The sequence below is a fragment of the Sulfitobacter sp. W027 genome, from assembly GCF_025143985.1.
Classification (GTDB): Bacteria; Pseudomonadota; Alphaproteobacteria; order Rhodobacterales; family Rhodobacteraceae; genus Sulfitobacter.
Genome location: NZ_CP083566.1, coordinates 67,912 through 85,659, shown reverse-complemented (window position 1 = coordinate 85,659; position 17,748 = coordinate 67,912). Strand labels below are relative to the sequence as shown.

At 61.2% G+C, this 17,748-nt stretch carries 13 protein-coding genes; 8 read left to right on the top strand and 5 right to left on the bottom strand.

What is annotated here, in order from left to right; all coding sequences use genetic code 11:
• Positions 1 to 17: 17 nt before the first annotated feature.
• The 6 genes from K3759_RS17910 (at position 18) to K3759_RS17885 (ending at position 6,882) form a co-directional block, all read left to right on the top strand.
• On the top strand, positions 18 to 1,046 hold the full coding sequence (locus K3759_RS17910; RefSeq protein ID WP_259986192.1) for an Ldh family oxidoreductase: 1,029 nt from the start codon (positions 18 to 20) through the stop codon (positions 1,044 to 1,046).
• Positions 1,047 to 1,240: 194 nt separating this feature from the next.
• On the top strand, positions 1,241 to 1,792 hold the full coding sequence (locus K3759_RS17905) for a 2OG-Fe(II) oxygenase (protein WP_259986191.1): 552 nt from the start codon (positions 1,241 to 1,243) through the stop codon (positions 1,790 to 1,792).
• Positions 1,793 to 2,152: 360 nt separating this feature from the next.
• Positions 2,153 to 3,652, top strand: a complete 1,500-nt coding sequence (locus K3759_RS17900) for a glucan biosynthesis protein (RefSeq protein WP_409202529.1) — start codon at positions 2,153 to 2,155, stop codon at positions 3,650 to 3,652.
• A complete protein-coding gene (locus K3759_RS17895) occupies positions 3,637 to 3,819 on the top strand; it encodes a hypothetical protein (RefSeq protein ID WP_259986189.1) in 183 nt (60 codons plus the stop codon). Before K3759_RS17900 ends, K3759_RS17895 begins: the two co-directional genes overlap by 16 nt.
• Before the next feature lie 5 nt (positions 3,820 to 3,824).
• Complete coding sequence (gene mdoH, locus K3759_RS17890) at positions 3,825 to 5,630, top strand: glucans biosynthesis glucosyltransferase MdoH (protein ID WP_259986188.1); 1,806 nt, start codon at positions 3,825 to 3,827, stop codon at positions 5,628 to 5,630.
• Positions 5,617 to 6,882 carry an OpgC family protein gene (locus K3759_RS17885; RefSeq protein WP_259986187.1) on the top strand — a complete coding sequence of 422 codons (1,266 nt, stop codon included), beginning with the start codon at positions 5,617 to 5,619 and terminating at the stop codon, positions 6,880 to 6,882. The genes mdoH and K3759_RS17885 overlap by 14 nt, the downstream gene beginning before the upstream one ends.
• Before the next feature lie 14 nt (positions 6,883 to 6,896).
• Here the strand turns inward: K3759_RS17885 and K3759_RS17880 are convergent, their stop codons facing one another.
• The 3 genes from K3759_RS17880 to K3759_RS17870 form a co-directional block, all read right to left on the bottom strand.
• Entirely contained in the window at positions 6,897 to 8,459 is a 1,563-nt protein-coding gene (locus tag K3759_RS17880) for a phospholipase D-like domain-containing protein (protein ID WP_259986186.1), read from the bottom strand.
• 82 nt (positions 8,460 to 8,541) lie between these two features.
• Positions 8,542 to 11,661 (bottom strand): efflux RND transporter permease subunit, encoded by a 3,120-nt coding sequence (locus tag K3759_RS17875; protein ID WP_259986184.1) that lies wholly within the window; start codon positions 11,659 to 11,661, stop codon positions 8,542 to 8,544.
• Positions 11,658 to 12,827, bottom strand: coding sequence for an efflux RND transporter periplasmic adaptor subunit (locus K3759_RS17870; protein ID WP_259986182.1), 1,170 nt, complete (start codon positions 12,825 to 12,827; stop codon positions 11,658 to 11,660). Before K3759_RS17870 ends, K3759_RS17875 begins: the two co-directional genes overlap by 4 nt.
• A gap of 256 nt (positions 12,828 to 13,083) precedes the next feature.
• On the opposite strand from K3759_RS17870, the gene K3759_RS17865 reads away from it, so the two are divergent.
• Positions 13,084 to 14,304: an MFS transporter gene (locus K3759_RS17865; protein WP_259986181.1), complete on the top strand. Its 1,221-nt coding sequence runs from the start codon at positions 13,084 to 13,086 to the stop codon at positions 14,302 to 14,304.
• Positions 14,305 to 14,310: 6 nt separating this feature from the next.
• Here K3759_RS17865 and K3759_RS17860 read toward each other — a convergent pair whose 3' ends face one another.
• Positions 14,311 to 16,374 (bottom strand): NAD(+) synthase, encoded by a 2,064-nt coding sequence (locus tag K3759_RS17860; protein WP_259986180.1) that lies wholly within the window; start codon positions 16,372 to 16,374, stop codon positions 14,311 to 14,313.
• A complete protein-coding gene (locus K3759_RS17855) occupies positions 16,371 to 16,874 on the bottom strand; it encodes a CinA family protein (protein WP_259986179.1) in 504 nt (167 codons plus the stop codon). Before K3759_RS17855 ends, K3759_RS17860 begins: the two co-directional genes overlap by 4 nt.
• A 149-nt stretch (positions 16,875 to 17,023) precedes the next feature.
• Here K3759_RS17855 and K3759_RS17850 point away from each other — a divergent pair, with 149 nt between their 5' ends.
• Positions 17,024 to 17,653: a glutathione S-transferase family protein gene (locus tag K3759_RS17850; RefSeq protein ID WP_259986178.1), complete on the top strand. Its 630-nt coding sequence runs from the start codon at positions 17,024 to 17,026 to the stop codon at positions 17,651 to 17,653.
• Positions 17,654 to 17,748: the final 95 nt, after the last annotated feature.

Below are 17,748 nucleotides of genomic sequence, written 5' to 3'. Positions count from 1 at the left end.
GCTGCACGAGGCTCCAAATGACCGATACCACCCTGTCCCACGACGAACTCAATGAAATCGTCATTCGGATTTTCGAAGGTGCGGGCCTTTCCCCGCTCAACGCGTCAGCCTTGGCGCGGGTGATCGTGGCGGGCGAAGGCGACGCTTGCAAATCGCACGGCATCTATCGGATCGAAGGCTGCCTGCGCACGATCAAAGCGGGCAAAGTCACACCCGACGCCGTGCCGCAGGTGAGCCATGACGAAAGCGCCATCGTACGCGTGAACGCGGGCGGCGGATTCTCCAACGCTGCGTTTGACGCAGGCGCGCCGTTGCTGGCCGAACGCTGTCGCGCCACCGGGATCGCCGCGATGGTGATCAACGACTGCACCCATTTCGCCGCCCTTTGGCCTGAGATCGAGGCGCTGACGGATATGGGCCTCGTTGCCATGGCCATGTGCCCCAGCTATGCCAGCGTTGCCCCTGCGGGCGGCACCGATCCGCTGATGGGGACCAATCCCTTCGCCTTTGGCTGGCCCCGCGCGGGGGGCGACCCTTACGTCTTTGACTTTGCCACCAGCGTCGCCGCGCGGGGTGAGATCGAACTGCACCGCCGCGCGGGCACCCCCCTGCCCGAAGGCTGGGCCATTGCGCCCGACGGCGGCCCGACCACCGACCCGGAGGCCGCCCTCGCCGGGGCCATGCTGCCCTTCGGCGGGCATAAAGGCTCGGCCATCTCGACGATGATCGAACTGCTCGCCGGGGTGATGATCGGCGATCTGACCAGCCCGGAAGCGCGCGATGACTTGGGCTCTCTCACCCTCGCGCCTGCGCATGGCGAATTGATCATTGCCTTTGATCCGGTGAAGTTTGCCGCCGGTCGTCCCGGCGATCCCCTTGCCCGGGCCGAAACGCTCTTTGCCGCGATCGTGGGACAAGGCGCGCGCCTGCCCTCGCAGCGTCGCTTCAAGGCGCGGGCCGAAACAAACGCCAAGGGCATTCCGTTGACGGAAGCAGAAATGGACAGTCTTGAGCGCCTGCTGGCCGAAGGACTGGACGCTGTCTAACCAAACTGCCCGTACCAGCCCCGCTTCGCGCGGGGCTGAAGTCTAGCCGCTCTCCTTCAAAAGAGAGCAAAAGGAACACTAGCGTTCCGGTGCAAAATTCATGCTATGGAAATTTACCGGGCCTCCTTCGACCAAGAGATTCGCCGCCCCAAACGCGCGCTCCGAAGCAGGCTCATTTCCGAAGGACCGAAGGAATGCTTGCACTACACACGATGCCGGCTGCATTCAGCAAAAGCGAATGCGATGCCATCATCAAACGGATCTCTGACGTGCCAACAGATGACGCGCTGTTGGTGGGCCGCAACCGGGATCACAATCTGCGCAAATCCCAACTTGTCTGGACCGACGAGGTGGAAGGCACGGAATGGGTGATGGATCGGATGATCGATCTGGTGCGCAGCGCCAACCGTAAGCATTTTGAATTCGACCTGACTGAGTTTGCCGAAAGCCCGCAAGTCGCGATCTACAAGGCCTCGGACAGCGGGCATTTCGTCTGGCATTCCGACATCGGCAGCGGGCCCGCGGCGGGCAAACGCAAGCTGACCCTCGTGCTTCAACTCAGCGAAAGCGACGCCTATGAGGGCGGGGATCTGGAAGTGATGCCAGGGGCGCATACGCTGACGGCCAACCGCGAACAGGGCTGTGTGAGCATCTTCCCCAGTTTCACGCTGCATCAGGTCACTCCGGTTACCCGGGGTACCCGTTATTCGATGACCGTCTGGGCGCACGGACCTGCGTTCAGGTAATAGCGGGCGCCGGGCAAGTCTATCACGCGCCGGCCTGCGCTTTATGCACCGCCGAAAGCGAAGCTGAATGCCGCAATAGAGTGGCGATCTTAGGCGAAATTTTGGGCAACTGGCAAAGAACGCAGGGCAAATCGGCGGTTTCCCGCGCTGCTGTGCAGCAATTTGCTGAAAATCTCAGATTCAAGTTTTCAGCGGTGCCGAAACGATTAAGTAGGGGGCAAAATTGCACACTCTTAACGTGTCTCTTGGAGTATAATATTGTCGATTTCCAGCACTACTCGACCGAAAGAATTGAAGACCGATGGCTTGGAGAGACGTCAATTCCTGACCCTCTCAGCTGCGTCCTTTGCCGCGGCGCTGATGCCCCTGCGCAGTCACGCACAAGAAGTAGCGACGGCGTCCTTCACTTTCGATAATCTTGTCAACGAGATGCGGGAATTGGCGCAATCGTCCTACGCGGCCCCGGAGCCCGTCGAAGGTTTTTTGGCAGAGCTTGATTACGACGCCTACCAGCGGATCCGCTTCCGCCCCGAGCAGGCGCGTTGGCAGGAAAAGGGCGTTGCCTTTAGGTTGCATGCTTTCCATCCCGGCTGGCTCTTCAAAGAAGCCGTAAAGATCAATGAAGTCAAAGGCGACGCGGTCGAACCCATGGGGTTTACCACGGCGGATTTTGAGTATGATGATGACAGTTTGGCCAGTTCGATCCCGCCCAATGCCGGGATGCCGGGCGTTGCCGGTTTTCGGCTGCACACCCCGCTTAACCGCGCCGACATTTTCGATGAGCTGATCGTCTTCCAAGGGGCCAGCTACTTCCGCGCCTTGGGAAAAGACACGCTCTATGGGTTGAGCGCGCGCGGGCTTGCTGTGAATACCGGTCTCTCTGAAGGTGAGGAATTCCCCCGTTTCAGCGAGGTCTGGCTGCGCCGACCCGCGCCGGGCGATGCCACCGTGATGATCTATGCTGCGTTGGATAGCCCGTCGGTTACCGGCGCTTATCAATTTGCCATCACACCGGGAGAGACGACTTCAGTCGAAGTCACCATGCGTCTTTTCCTGCGCAAGGACATCAAACAGCTTGGCATTGCGCCGCTCACGTCGATGTTTTTGCACAATGGCGCGGACAAAGGCGCCTTTGACGATTTTCGCCCCTCAGTTCACGACAGCGAAGCCTTGGTGCTGAATGCAGGCAAGGATGCAACCCTGTGCCGACCGCTCAATAATCCGCCGCGCCTTGCGAGTTCCTATTTCGGGGCTGAGAGTCCGCGCTCTTTTGGACTGGTGCAGCGCAACCGGGATTTTGAACATTACCTCGATGCGCAGGCCCATTACGAGCGCCGACCGTCGCTGATGATTGAGCCTATGGACGACTGGGGCAAAGGCACGGTCCGGCTGGTCGAAATCCCCTCCGATCTCGAAGGCAACGATAATATCGTCGCCTATTGGATCCCTGAGGGAGAGACCCGCGCCGGGGATGAACTGGCCTATAATTACCGCATGCACTGGGGGATGAACCCACCGGGCGCAACACCGCAAACCCTTGGCCGCGTGGTCCGGCTGCGCTCGGGTCATGGCGGGGTTGCGGGTGTTGAGGCAGATACCGAAACGCGCAAATTCGTCATCGACTTCGCCGGGGGTCAGCTTAGCGATATGCCGGGCGATGCCAAGCTGGAGCCAATCGCAAGCGCGCAGAACGGTGAAATCGTTGAGGCGATCCTGAGCCGCGTGGATGGCAGAGATGAATGGCGGCTGGTGCTGGAACTGCGTGCAGAGCCGGACGCCATCGTCGAGATCAAAGCCGTTCTCTCGGGATATGACCGCAATCTTACAGAGACATGGGTGTACCAATGGATCAACGCGTAAGCTTTAACGAGGGGGAGACCCCCTATTCGGCAATGACGACAGAGGTTGAGAACTGGATGCCCCCTGTCGCCCCGCTTGCAATGCCCCGGCAAACCTTGGAACGCCGCGCCCATCGGGCTGGGCTGGCCGAATTGACCCGGGCCCTCTTGCTGCGCCGCAAGGCCTGAGTTCAATGACCCTTCAGCAAAGGCAGCTTGCGGCGGATAGCCCGACCCGCTTCGCGCGGGCGCTTGCCCTGGGCATTTCGCTTGGATGTGCCGCCATCGCTTCGACGCTACTGGCGGAGGCTGCCGCGCGGGATGGGTTCAGCGGTTGGGACGGCATCCGCGCCGTTCTTGTCTTTGCCACGACCGCTTGGCTGGCATGGGGTGCATCGCTGGCGCTGATCGGGCTGTTCGGAGGCAGATCAAATCCCCGCCGGCCCGCGCTGCAGGCCCCGCAACCCCGTACCGTGATCGCGGTGCCCATTTGTAACGAGGACCCGCTGACAACTTTTGCCCGTATCGCGGCAATCGACCGCTCAGTCACGCGAGCCGGTGTCAGGGCGGATTTCGTCGTTCTATCTGACACACGCGATGAGGGTTTGGCAGGCAAAGAGCAGTTCGCCTTTGCACGCTTGCTGCGCGAGACAGACGGCACGGGGCGCATATTCTACCGCAGACGGCGCGATAACGCGGGCCGTAAGGCGGGCAATATCGAAGAGTTCATTCGCACATCCGGCGGCGCCTATGAGCTTGCGGTGATCCTAGACGCAGACAGTCTGATGGAGGGGGACACGATCCGCGCCATGATCGCCCGTATGCAGGCCGACCCGCAATTGGGGCTGTTGCAAACCCTCCCCAAGATCATCGGCGCGCGGTCCTTCTTTGGCCGCGCCTTGCAGTTCGCCTCGTGGTTTCACGGGCCGATTTTCACCCGTGGTCTTGCCCGCATGCAAGGACCGACCGGCCCTTTCTGGGGCCATAACGCGATCATTCGGGTCAGCGCTTTTGCGCAAAGCTGCGGCCTGCCAGAGCTTTCCGGCCCGCCCCCCTTGGGCGGCCATATCCTGAGCCATGACTATGTTGAGGCGGCGCTGCTTGCCCGCGCGGGTTGGAAGGTCGAAGTGGATGAGACCTTGGGCGGATCCTACGAAGAAGGCCCGGAGAACGTCCTTTCCTTTGCCCGTCGCGAGCGGCGCTGGTGCCAGGGCAACCTGCAACATGCCCGGCTGATCTTTGCCCCCGGACTAGCAGGGTGGAGCCGATTTGTCTTTCTGCAAAACGTCACCGCCTATGTCGTTTCGCTCCTCTGGGCGGCGTTCTTGATTACCTCGGCCATCAGCACCCTCTACGCGCCACCGCCGCAGTATTTCCCCGGGCCCTATCAACTTTTTCCGGTTTTTCCCGACACCAGCACGCGCGAAATCACGCTGCTGGCTCTGGGCGTTCTGGGTCTGCTGGTTGTGCCCAAGATGCTGATCCTGACGCATGCAATCCTGACCGACCGCGCGCGCGACTTTGGCCGGGCTCTGCGGATGGCACTTTCGGTTCTGACCGAGATCATCCTGACCACACTTCTCGCCCCGCTGATGCTGCTCTATCACAGCCGTGCGGTGCTGCAGGTTCTGTCAGGCCAGGACGGCGGATGGCCGGCTAATCAGCGCAACGAAGGCCAGTTGAGCCTGCAAGACGGCTGGGCGGCGGGCCGCTGGATCGTATTCATTGGGGTTGCGATCATCGCGGCGGTTCAATGGGTGGCGCCCGATCTGACGATCTGGCTGCTTCCGGTGGCTGTCCCGATGCTTTTTGCACCCTTTCTTATCACATGGACATCACGCCCGCTTAGCCCCGTTCTTTTCACGGTTCCAGAGGATGCAGGGCCGCTTGATGTGGTCGCGGAATACGACAGAATTTGCGATGTCTGGCGTCTGACTTGGAACGACGAACACCTAATGCCCAATCCCAATTCGGCGGACCTGACCCATGCCACAGCTTAACGCCGGTCTATCACCTGCAACGGCCTCCGCGCGGGCCGCACCGTTGGGCAAAGCGCCCCGCGACCCGCGCATCGATGTGTTCCGCGGATTGGCACTAGTGATGATTTTTATCAATCATGTGCCGGGCAATCCTTACGAATATTTAACTATCCGAAACCTAGGCTTTGCCGACGCGGCAGAGGCGTTTTTTCTGATGTCCGGAATCGCGGCGGGATTGGCCTATACGCCCCGATTCATCGAGAGAGACCGCGTGACCTACGGCCTGTGGCGCGCGGTCGCGCCATTGTGGAAACGGGCGTGGTCCCTCTATGTGGTGCAGATCGTGCTTTCGGCGGTGGCCTTGGGCATCTTCGCCACTGCCTTTCAGATCATCACGGAGGCTGAGTTTCTGACCAAGATCAACATGCGGCAGGTGTTCCAAAACCCGACCCAGGCCTTGATCGGCATCCCTCTTCTGACCCATCAGTTCGGCTATGTGAATATTTTGCCCGCTTATTCGGTCTTGCTGATCTGCGCACCGGCGGCGATCATGCTGGGGCTGCGTTGGCCGTGGCTGCTCTTTGCGTTGTCGCTCACCCTTTGGCTGCTGACCGGTGTCTTTCGCCTGAACCTGCCGAACTACCCCAACCCCGGCGGTTGGTTTTTCAACCCCTTCGCCTGGCAGGCAATCTTTGTTTTCGGTCTGCTGGTTGGTCTCAGCCAACGCCAAGGCTACCGCTTTTTCCCCGCGTCCAGAGCGCTGTTTTGGCTGTCAGTCGCGGTACTGCTGGGAATTCTTGCATGGAAATATGTGCCGGGGCTGGGCAAATTCCTGAACCTGCAAATGCATCACCTGAGAGAGGCCGGAGTGCCGTTCAACCTCACCTCGCATGACAAAACCTATCTCTCCGCGCCGCGGTTCGTCCATATTCTGGCATTGGGGTATTTTCTGTCGCAGTTGCCGAGTGTGACCCGCTTCGCCGCGCATCGGGTGGCAAGCCCGTTTCAGCTGATCGGGCGGCATGGGCTGCTGATTTTTGCCAGTGGTACGGTGCTGGCGCTGATCTGCCAGACTGCGATGCTGGCGCAGCCCAAGGCTGTTTGGATGGTCTGGGTTCTGCCTGCCTTAGGGACGGCCGCGCTCTTTGCCATCGCCCTTCTGGCCGAGACGTCGCGCCGGGTACTCTCCGCACCCACAACGCCGTTAGAGCGCCAGCCTGTGATCAGCGGCAGCGGTTTCGAGAAGACATCCATTGTCGAGGCGCGACCATAGATCAAAGGGCGTCGCTAGTCGCGGCGCCCCCATTTCTTCCAAGCCAGCCACGCAACACCCAAACCGCCTGCAATAAGCGCCATATGGCGCGGGCGGATGCCACGCCCGGTCGAGGTCACCTCCCCCGGATGATAACGCGGATCAAGCAGACGGGTGTTGGCGAGAAACCCGCCAATCACGGTTTCGCTGCCCCGGAAAACGGCGCGCAGACCACGCCCCTCTTTGCCGTTCAAGGTCTCAATCGTGCCGATCATGGACCCTTTCTGGGCGATCACCTCGGCCACACGCTCAGGTGTTTGACCAAGATGCTCAGCGATCAGACGGGTTCTGAAACCTTCGATAACCTGCGATGGCTGTTCAATCGCCACGTCGCATTCCGTATCAAACCCCATGGAGCGATTGTTGAGATTGCTTGACCCCAGCCGCAACAGATGGTCGTCGATGATCATGATTTTCGCGTGAACGTAGATCGGGTCACCCTCCTTGGTGACCGGGAAATAGATACGGAAGCGGTTTTGATGGTCCGCGCGCTTTAGCTCTTCGACCAGACGCTCCCGCAGCACATGCATGGCGTCATCTTCCAACTGCGATTCCGCATCGCGCGGGTTGATAATTACAATCTCTGGCCCGTCCGTTTCAGCCAGCCGCGCCTTCAGCGCCTCGCAAATTGTCTCTGCCGCAAGATACTGAGATTCAATGTAGATATAGCGGCGCGCTGATTTGATCCCCGCGAGGTAAAGCTGTTCGATCTCATTGATAAGGGGTTCTTCATCAAAGGGCGGCTCGGTCCGCGCGATTGCCACATCGACACCTTCAGCATCCACTGGCAGCCTGTCGGGCCATTCGGACATCAGCGCGCCCTCAGGCCGTTCAATCTCATCGCCCGTGGCCCGCAACCAACGGCGGCGAGAGAGTTCGCCCAAGGCCGCAGCGGCAGGACCGGAAAGTGCCGAAGTCGCGTCATGCCATGGATCAGAAGGGGTACCGTCCTTGCGGACCCGGCGTGGGTCTTCCGGCAGGTGATCCGGCGTGTCCCAGCGATCCTCGGTCGCGTCGATCCCCCCGCAAAATGCCAGCGCATCATCGGCGACGACAATCTTTTGGTGGTGGCAGGCGCCAAAGGGATGGTGTCCGTCCAAGGCAAAATGAATGCGATCCCCACCAAAAAGGCTCAGCGCCAGCGATGGCACCAAACGCCCCGGCGCGGCCAGCACGGCCCCGTTCCATTTCAGCAGATAAACGCTGAGTTCAGGCGTCCGCTCAACCACTGCTTCGACAAAGGCACCAAGCTGATTGGGGTAGCCGTCCGGCGCATTGCCGTCTTCGTCGCTCTCGCCCGGCAGCATTTCGAGCTCAAAGTCAAAATCCCAGCCGATCAGCATCAACTGCTGTCGCGCCCCGAGGAAAATTTCGCGCAAAACCCGGAAGTAATCCGCCGCATCCACAATCAGACCAAAACGGTCAGCCCGCGCGACGCGCCATGTCGTGCTATCATTGAAAAGGCTCTGGCTGTTTGCCCCATCAGTCGGAAGCCCTTGGTCCGCCTGTGCCAAACTCAAATCGCCGCGCACGCTCATGTCCCTTCCGCTTCGGTTCTACATGGCTAAACGCCCACCACGGGGGGAAGTTGCATGGGCGGAGAAAAATCGCTCCACGCCCCTAGATCGTCTGCGCCTCGGACATTTCGCGTTGCAGGCGCGCTTCCTCTGCCGCCTTGGGCGTGGTGAAACGGGCCAGCAGGAAATAGGCGACCGGCGTGAGATAGAGGGTTGAGAGCGTGGCCATCCCCAAACCGCCGACGATCACCCAGCCAAGCGCCTCGCGCGCCTCGGCCCCCGCGCCCGAGGACAGGATTAACGGCACACCCCCCAGCACGGTCGAGGTCATGGTCATCATCACCGGACGCAGGCGGATCGTGGAGGCACCAAAGATCGCCTCGTGAATATCCGCCCCTTGATCGCGTAGTTGGTTGGCAAACTCGACGATCAAAATACCATTCTTAGCCATGATCCCGATCAGCATCACCAGACCGATCTGGCTATAGACGTTCAGGCTTTGCCCCGTCATCAGCAGCGCGAAGATGGCGCAGGCAAGGCCCAAAGGCACCGTGGCCATGACGACGATGGCAGAGACGAAGCTCTCAAACTGCGCAGCAAGGACGAGGAAAACCACGAGGATCGCGAAGCCGAAAGTCACGAAAAGCCCCGCGCTCGTCTGATCCAATGCAGCGGCTTCGGCCAAGGGCACGATCAGGTTCTCATCACCCAGCATTTCTTCGCCGACCTCCCGGACCTGCAGCAGCGCGTCCCCCAGCGACAGGCCCGGCGTCAGCCCGGCGGAAATCTCGACCGAGCGGTTCTGGCCCTCCCGGTCCAACTCAGGGGCGACGGCGCGTTCTTCGAGGGTGACAAAACTGGCCATTGAGATCATCTGACCGGTGCCCGATTGGACAAAGACGTTCTCAAGGTCGCGCGGGTCGTTCACCGGGTCCGAGGTCGACAGCATCTGCACTCCATAGCTGGTATCGTCGATAAAGACCGACGCCACCTCACGCCCATCGAGCATGGCCTGCAAGGCTTGGCCCAGCCCGGTGATATCGACGCCCAGATCTGCCGCCAGCGTCCGGTCGATCTGGACGAAAAGTTGCGGTTGCGTACGTTCATATTCCAGCCGGACTTGGCCCATCGCAGGGTCGGTGCTCAGCCGGTCCACCATGGCCTGCGCAACTTCGGAAAGCTGCTCATAGTTGTTGCCGGTGATCGCGAAAGACAGCCCCCGCCCTGCGCCGCGAATGCCAAGGGAGTTGGGCTGGATTGCAAAGGCCCGCACGCCGACTATGCCCCGCAGCTTGCCGTTGATCTCACCCACGATCTCATCTTGGCTCCGCGCACGGTCCGCCCATCCGGCAAGGGTGAAGACCATGAAGCCGCGATTATCCGCGCCAAACCCGGTGATGGAGAAGATGTTCGTCACCTCCCCCGCCTCTTGCAGCGGGGTGATCAGATCTTCGATCTCACGCATCTTGCCTTGGGTGTAATCGAGCGAGACGCCCTGCGGGGCCGAGACGCTGAGCAAGGCCACGGCGCGATCCTCGCGCGGGGTCAGTTCTTGGCGGATGTCGCCTGAGACCAGCACCGCCGTCAGCGCCACGAAGGCGGCGATGAGCACCACGACATAGGGCATCGCCAGCGCCCATTTAAGCGTCGCGGCATAGAGCCGGAAAAGCCCGTTTCCAAGCGCGACCACCGGACCGCGCGGGTTGTCCGGCGCCGCTTTGGTGAGCAAGCGGCTGGCCAGCACCGGGCAAAGGCTAAGCGCCACGACCGAAGACAGCATCACCGCGATGGCGAGGGTGAAACCGAACTCCCGAAACAACCCGCCCGCCTGACCCGGCAGGAATGACAGTGGGATAAAGACCGCGGCCAGCGTGGCCGTGGTGGTGACCACGGCAAAGAACACTTGCGATGTGCCCAGCACCGCCGCCGCCCTTGGGCCCATCCCCGCCGCCCGCTGGCGCACAATGTTCTCCAGAACCACAATCGCATCATCCACCACCATGCCGGTGGCCAGTACAAGTGCCAAAAGAGTCAGGATGTTGATCGAAAACCCGACCAGATAGATCGCCGCCAAAGTGCCGATCAGCGCCACCGGCAGGGTCAGCGCCGGGATCAGCGTGGCGCGGAAATCGCGCAGGAAGATAAAGATCACCGCCACCACGATGCCAACGGCAAAGGCCAGCGTCGAGAGCACCTCGCGGATAGAACCCGAGATAAAGGTCGCATCATCAGAGGTGACGAAAATACGCACATCATCGGGCAGGGTCTCATTCAACTCTCCCACCACGGCGCGCACGTCGCGCGAGATTTCGAGTGTGTTCGAGGTCGCCTGCCGGATGATCCCGATGCCCAGTCCTAACTGCCCATTCGCGCGCAGGATCGTTTCGCCTGCGGCGGGGCCAAGTGTGACCTTAGCCAAATCGCCGATCCGGACATTCTCCTTGATCTCCATCGCCTCAAAGGCCTGCGTGGTGGCGACGCTTGCAGTCGTCCGCACGTTGATCGACTGGCGGTCGCCCGCCAGATCGCCCGCCGGCGCGTCATAAGCGACATGGGCCAAGGCGCGCTGGATGTCGCCCAAGGTCAGGCCCCGGCTGGCCAATTCCAACTGATCGATGTCGACGCGGAAGAACGGCTCCCTGTCGCCGTAGATCTGCAAATCCGCGACCCCGTTGACCGAGATCAGCCGGTCTTCGACGCGATCCTGCACCAGTTTGGTCAATTCCTCCGGTGAGCGGCCCATGGAGGTCACGGCAATGCGCATCACCGGCTGCGCGTTGGCGTCGGCCTTGACGATCTGCGGCTGCTCGGCCCCGTCGGGCAATTGGTTCACGATCCGCGCCACGGCGTCGCGCACATCGGTGGCGGCCACGTCGATATCGGTGCTGTCGTTGAACTCCAAGGTGACCCGGCTGCGTCCGAAACGAGAGTTCGAGGAAATCGCCCGCACGCCCGAGACGCGGCCCACGGCCCCTTCAATCCGACCGGTCAATTCCTGATCGACGGATTCCGGTGACGCGCCCGAGAATGTCGTGGTGACCGTGACCACGGGGCGGTCGACATTGGGAAGCTCACGCACCTCGGCACCAAAGAGCGCGGCAATCCCCGCCAGCACGATCAGCGCGTTCAGCACAAAGGCGAGGATAGGCCGCCGTACGAAAAGCGCCGTGCCCGACGCGGTGACAGGCGGCGGGGTGCCTTCATCAGAGGGCGGGGCGCTCATAGGGTTGTCTTTTCAGAGATGGCGGCACCCGATTGGGCACGGCCCGAGCGGTTGGCCTCGCGCACCTCTCCCCCTTCGCGCAGGGTTTGCACGCCTTCGGTCACCACCACATCTTCGGCAGTCAAATCATCCGACAAGACAAGAACAGAATCGCTATTGCGCTGCGCGATCTCGACCGCGACCTGATGCGCCTTCCCTTCGCGCACTGCCCAGACAAAGGGACCGTCCGAAGACCATTGCACCGCCAGCGGCGGGATCGCCAGATACGGATCGCCGACAAAGGTAAGACTAACGGAGAACGCCATGCCAGCGCGCAATCGGTCGTTTGCGTTTGGCACCCGGCCCTGCACCAAAAGCGTGCGGCTGGCACGATCGATTACACTGTCGATGGCGCTGACTTCGCCCGTGAGCGTGAGGTCGCGCATGCCAAGCGGCGTGACGGTGATCTCCTTGCCCAAGGCCAGCTTGCCCACCACCCGCTCTGGCACGCGAAAATCGATCAGGATCTCGCTGCGATCGGTGATGGTGGCCAATTGATCCTGCGCATTGACCCGATCGCCTTCTTCAATGTCGGTGATCCCCACCCAGCCCGAGATCGGTGCGAGGATGCGGCGTTGCGACAGGTCAAATTGCGCTTGGCTAAGCGCGAGTTCGGCGCTTTGCAGGGCGAGCTCCGTCTCACGCAGGCGCACTTCGCTGACCGCACCGGTGTTTTGCAGTCGCTCTACACGTACCTGTTCCGTGCGGGCATTCTCTAACTGCAATTCAGCTTGCTTAAGCGCGATCCGCTCGGCCTCATTCTCTAACAATGCGATCACGGTGCCTGCTTCGATCAACTGCCCGGCAGGTAGGTTGAGTTCGGTGATCACGCCCACCGCGTTGGAGCGCAAGGTGACCGAACGGCGCGCGCGCCCGTCGCCGATGGCAGTAATGCGGTCGGCCAAAGTCTCTTCGCCCACCTCGGCAGTGACAACGAGCGACGGCCCGCCGCCGCCCCAGCCGCCACCGGACGCCTCAGGCTTTTCGGGGGTCGCGTCAATCCCCAGAAGGTCCAGCAAGCCGGTCTGCGCCACGAAGGGACGCGCGGCGGGGACATAGGTTAACAACACATAGAGGCCAGCAACGAGAACTAGCAAAAATACGATAAATTGGCGCAGGGCTTTCACGAGGATGCGCTTTCAAATTGCGTTACAAGGCGCATAATTGAGCATCCCCCCAAAAAAGGCACGTCAAATCTGCTTGAGTATTGGCTGGGCATTCCACGATGGCGCCGCTGGCTGCTACCACTATGGCGCGGAACCTTACCCGGTGGAAGAGCGTCAGGGTTGGTTACTGGAATTTTTTAAATCCGCCGCACATATTTTGGGACCAATGGCCAAACGGCCACCGGCCACGGCCGGATTTAAGACCTGAGAGGACATCATGCGCTCTGCTGTTATGCCACTTGTAACTTTGCTGCTCGGCTTTTCGCTTTTGCAGATGAGCAATGGGTTACAGGGCACGCTATTGGCCATACGCGCGGGGCTTGAGGGGTTTGGCGGGGTGACCACGGGCCTCATCATGTCAGGCTTTTTCGCGGGGCTGAGCATCGGGTCGTTCGTCGCCCCGCGTCTGATCTCGGGCGTGGGCCATATCCGCACCTTTGCCGCACTGGCCTCTGTCGCCTCGGCAGCGGCGTTGATGCATCTGGCCTTTATCGACCCATGGGTATGGATCGCCGTGCGCTGTCTGACGGGCTTTGCCTTTGCCGGATTGATCATCGTGACGGAAAGCTGGCTCAACGCGTCGGTCAGTTCCGCGCAGCGGGGCAAGCTATTGGCGGTTTACGGCATGGTCGGCATGGCCTCGGGAGCGGCGGGGCAGTTTCTGCTCAACCTCGGGGATCCGGCTGAGTTTATCCTATTCGTGCTTGTCTCGATCGTGATGTCGCTGTCGCTCGTGCCGATCTCGCTCACCCGTGTGGAAGGGCCAATGTCCGAAGGCGCGCAAGAACCGCCGTCCTTGCGTCGCCTGTGGGGTCTGTCTCCCTATGGCGCGGTAAGCGCGGGGCTGGTGGGGGCCTCTATCGGGACGTTTTACGGGCTCGCGCCGCTGTTCGCACAGGAGATGGGCTATGCTCAATCGCGTATCGCCTTGCTGATCGCGGCCTTCACCATCGGGGGGCTGGTGTTGCAGTTCCCGCTTGGCTGGATGTCTGACCGGGTGAGCCGCCGGGGCCTGAGCGTCGGGCTGGCGGCAGCAGGCGGCGCGCTGATGATGTTGACCCTGCCGATCCCTGCACCATCAAGTACAATGCTGTTGATCTTGGGCTTTGCCATCGGCGGACTGGTCCTACCCGCGCAGTCCATCGTCATCGCCCATGTCAACGACCGTGCGCCGGGGTCGGCGGTGGTCGCTGTCTCGGGCGGTTTGGTGCTGATGCAAGGCATCGGGGCGGCGATCGGGCCGCTGCTGGCCGGCGTGTTGCTGGATACGCTGGGCCCGCGTGGCCTGCCGCTTGCGCTTGGCGGCTTTCAAATCGCCATCGTCGCATGGGGGCTGCTGCGCATGACCCTACGCAGCGATCCCGAGACCCGAGAGCGTCACGCCGCGCCGCCGCTGACCCCGAACTTTGTCGAAGGCGAATTGAGCCGCGAGGAATAGCGCGGCTTAACCTTTCGGCCAGCACTCGGGCACGTTGCTGCGCAACTCGTCCAACCACGGGGTCGCCACAGAGTCCGACGGCGCACGCCAGTCGCCGCGCGGCGACAGCGCGCCCCCGGCGCTGACCTTGGGCCCATTCGGCAGGGCCGAGCGCTTGAACTGGCTGGTGGCAAAGAAACGGTGCAAGAATTTTTCGAGCCAATGACGGATCGTTTCGAGGTCATAGGCATTGCGTTTGGCCTGCGGGAAACCATCCGGCCAGCGCCCCTCCTCGATGTCATGCCAAGCGTGCCACGCCAGAAAGGCCACCTTTGACGGTGCCAGCCCGTAGCGCATCGTGTGAAAGAGGAAGAAGTCGTTCAACTCATAGGGGCCGATCATCGCCTCGGTGCTTTGAATCTCCTCACCCTCTCCGGCGGGGACCAGTTCGGGGGAGATTTCGGTCTCCAGAATGGCGTCGAGAACCTTGTCGGTCTCAGCATCGAACTGGCCCGAGCGTGTGGCCCAGCGGATCAGGTACTGGATCAACGTCTTTGGCACCCCGGTGTTCACGGCGTAATGGCTCATCTGGTCGCCCACGCCATAGGTACACCAGCCAAGCGCCAATTCGCTCAGATCGCCGGTGCCGATGACGAAGCCCTGCCGCTGGTTGGCCAGCCGAAAAAGGTAATCCGTGCGCAGCCCGGCCTGCACGTTTTCAAAGGTGATGTCGTAAACCGGCTCCCCGTCTGAGAAGGGGTGATCCATATCCTCCAGCATCTGCCGTGCGGCGGGGCGGATGTCGATCTCATCAGCGCTGATGCCCATGGCGCGCATCAGCCTCCATGCGTTCGACTTCGTGCCCTCGGACGTGGCAAAGCCGGGCATTGTGAACCCCAAAATACGGTCGCGCGGGATGCCCATCCGGTCACAGGCTTTGGCCGCCACGATCAACGCATGGGTGGAATCGAGCCCGCCAGAAATGCCGATAACCATGGTCTTGCTCTTGGTCGCCTCGAACCGGCGGCGCAGCCCTTCGACCTGAATGTTGAACGCCTCGTAGCAATCCTGATCAAGGTGGCTTTCGCGGTTCGGCACATAGGGAAAACGGCGCAGCGGGCGGATCAGCCCAGCATTCTCATAGTGCGGCTGATGGGCGAAGGTCACCCGGCGAAACTCTGGCGCGCGGTGCCGTGCGGCGTCATGAAAACTACCCGTCCGCATCCGCTCTGACTGGATGCGGCCACAGTCCACATCGGCGATGGTCAGTTCCGGCTCAAGCGAGAAGCGGGTGGATTCGGCCAAGAGGTCGCCCAATTCATGGATCATCCCCTGCCCGTCCCAAGCCAAATCGGTCGTGCTCTCCCCCGGACCGGCGGCGGAATAGACGTATGCGGCAAAGGCGCGCATGGATTGCGAACGGCAGAGAAGGTGGCGGTCAGAGGATTTACCGATCACGATATTCGAGGCCGAGAGGTTGGCGAGGATCAACGCCCCCCCAAGTGCGGCATCCGACGAAGGCGGCGCGGGCGTCCAGAGGTCTTCGCAGATCTCGGCATGGAAGATCAGGCCGGGCAGATCCGTCGCCTCAAAAATCAGATCATCGCCAAAGGGCACCCGGCGGCCCGCGACGGTGATCTCTCCCCCGGTGTCCCGGCCATGGGCGAACCAGCGTTTTTCATAGAACTCACGGTAATTCGGCAGGTAGGACTTTGGCACAACGCCCAGCACCTGCCCGCGCGAGATCACGACAGCGCAATTATAGAGCCGCCCCTCCCGGCGCAGCGGCGCGCCGAGCAGGATCACCGGTGTCATCTCGGCACTGGCTTCAATGAGCACGCCAAGCGCCTCTTCCACCGCATTTAAAAGCGCGTCCTGCATATGCAGATCATCAATGGCATAGGAGGAAAGCGACAGTTCAGGGCAAACCAGCAGATCCACACGCGCCGCATCGGCACGGCGCATCTCATCCAGCAGGCTATCGCGGTTGAAGGTGACATCGGCAGGCCGCACATGCGGCGTGCAGGTCGCCACCCGGACAAAGCCATGACGGTGGTAGGCGCTAAAGGCGGCGGCTTGGCTCGTGCTCACGTCAGGGTTTCCTCCAACATATCCAATATCGTTTCAAGGCATCGCTGCCGGATCGCATCGCGGCCAATGGCCCCAAAGGACTCGGCCCGATGAACCGTGTTACACCCCTCGCGCGCAAGCGCAAAATGCACAAGCCCCTCTTCGTCCTCAATGCCACCCGGCCCGGCAAAACCGGTGGTCGAGACGGCGATCTGTGCCCCTGATCGTGCCATCGCGCCTTCGGCCATGGCAAGTGCAACGGGACGAGAGACTGCACCATGGTCGTTTAGCAACTGCCAATTGACCCCCAAGAGTTCATGTTTCGATTGATCAGTGTAGGTGACAAAACCGCGCTCAAACGCATGCGAGCAGCCCTCGATGTCCGTCAACTGGGCGGCGATGAGCCCGCCAGTGCAGCTTTCCGCCGTGGCGATATGCATCTCGCGTTTACAGAGCATTTGCATAACCGATTTGGCGCGGCAGGCCAGTTCCGGCGACGAGTGGGCATCGTTGTTTCGCATCTTCATCCCCCTGTACTGCATCCCCCTGTACTGCGTCTTGCAGATAAACCGGCTGACTTGATCGCGGTTCCTTGCGTTGACCCACCTGATGCGCCTGCTTAACATTGCAAGAAACTGATGCGCGCGCATCTTAAATGGGACCAAATGCGATGATCGACCTTTACACATGGACCACCCCAAACGGCCGCAAGGTCTCGATCCTGCTCGAAGAGCTGGGGGTCGACTATAACGTGCACGCCATCGACATTGGCAAGGATGAGCAGCACAGCGCGGGATTTCTCAAAATCAGCCCCAACAACAAAATCCCCGCCATCGTCGACCATGACACTGGGGTGAGCCTCATGGAATCCGGGGCAATCATGGTCTACCTCGCCGATAAACATGGCCGCTTTCTGCCCGAAGGTCAGGTGGCGCGGGCCGAGGTCATGCAATGGCTGATGTGGCAAATGGGCGGCTTTGGTCCCATGGCCGGGCAGGCGCATCATTTCTTGCATTTCAACCCCGGCAAAGCCGCCTATGCCGAAGAACGCTTCGGGGCAGAGGTCAAACGCCTCTACGCGGTGCTCGACAAACGGCTTGAAGGGCGCGCGTACATCTGCGGCGAATATTCTATCGCCGATATGGCCTGCTGGCCTTGGGTCTCACGCTATGAATGGCAGCAGATCGACCTTGCGGATTATCCCAACGTCCGGGCGTGGTACCAACGTCTGCGCGCGCGCGACGCGGTGCAAAAGGGCTACCATGTGCCCAAGGTGATGGGCGAAATACCCGAAGGGTGACCCCAAGCTCCCCTCGCCTTTCGCGAAGCCGCAACGCGGGCGGGAACCAACTTAACGGTTGAACGGTTGCACTCCCGTGGGCAGTGCTGCCGTTT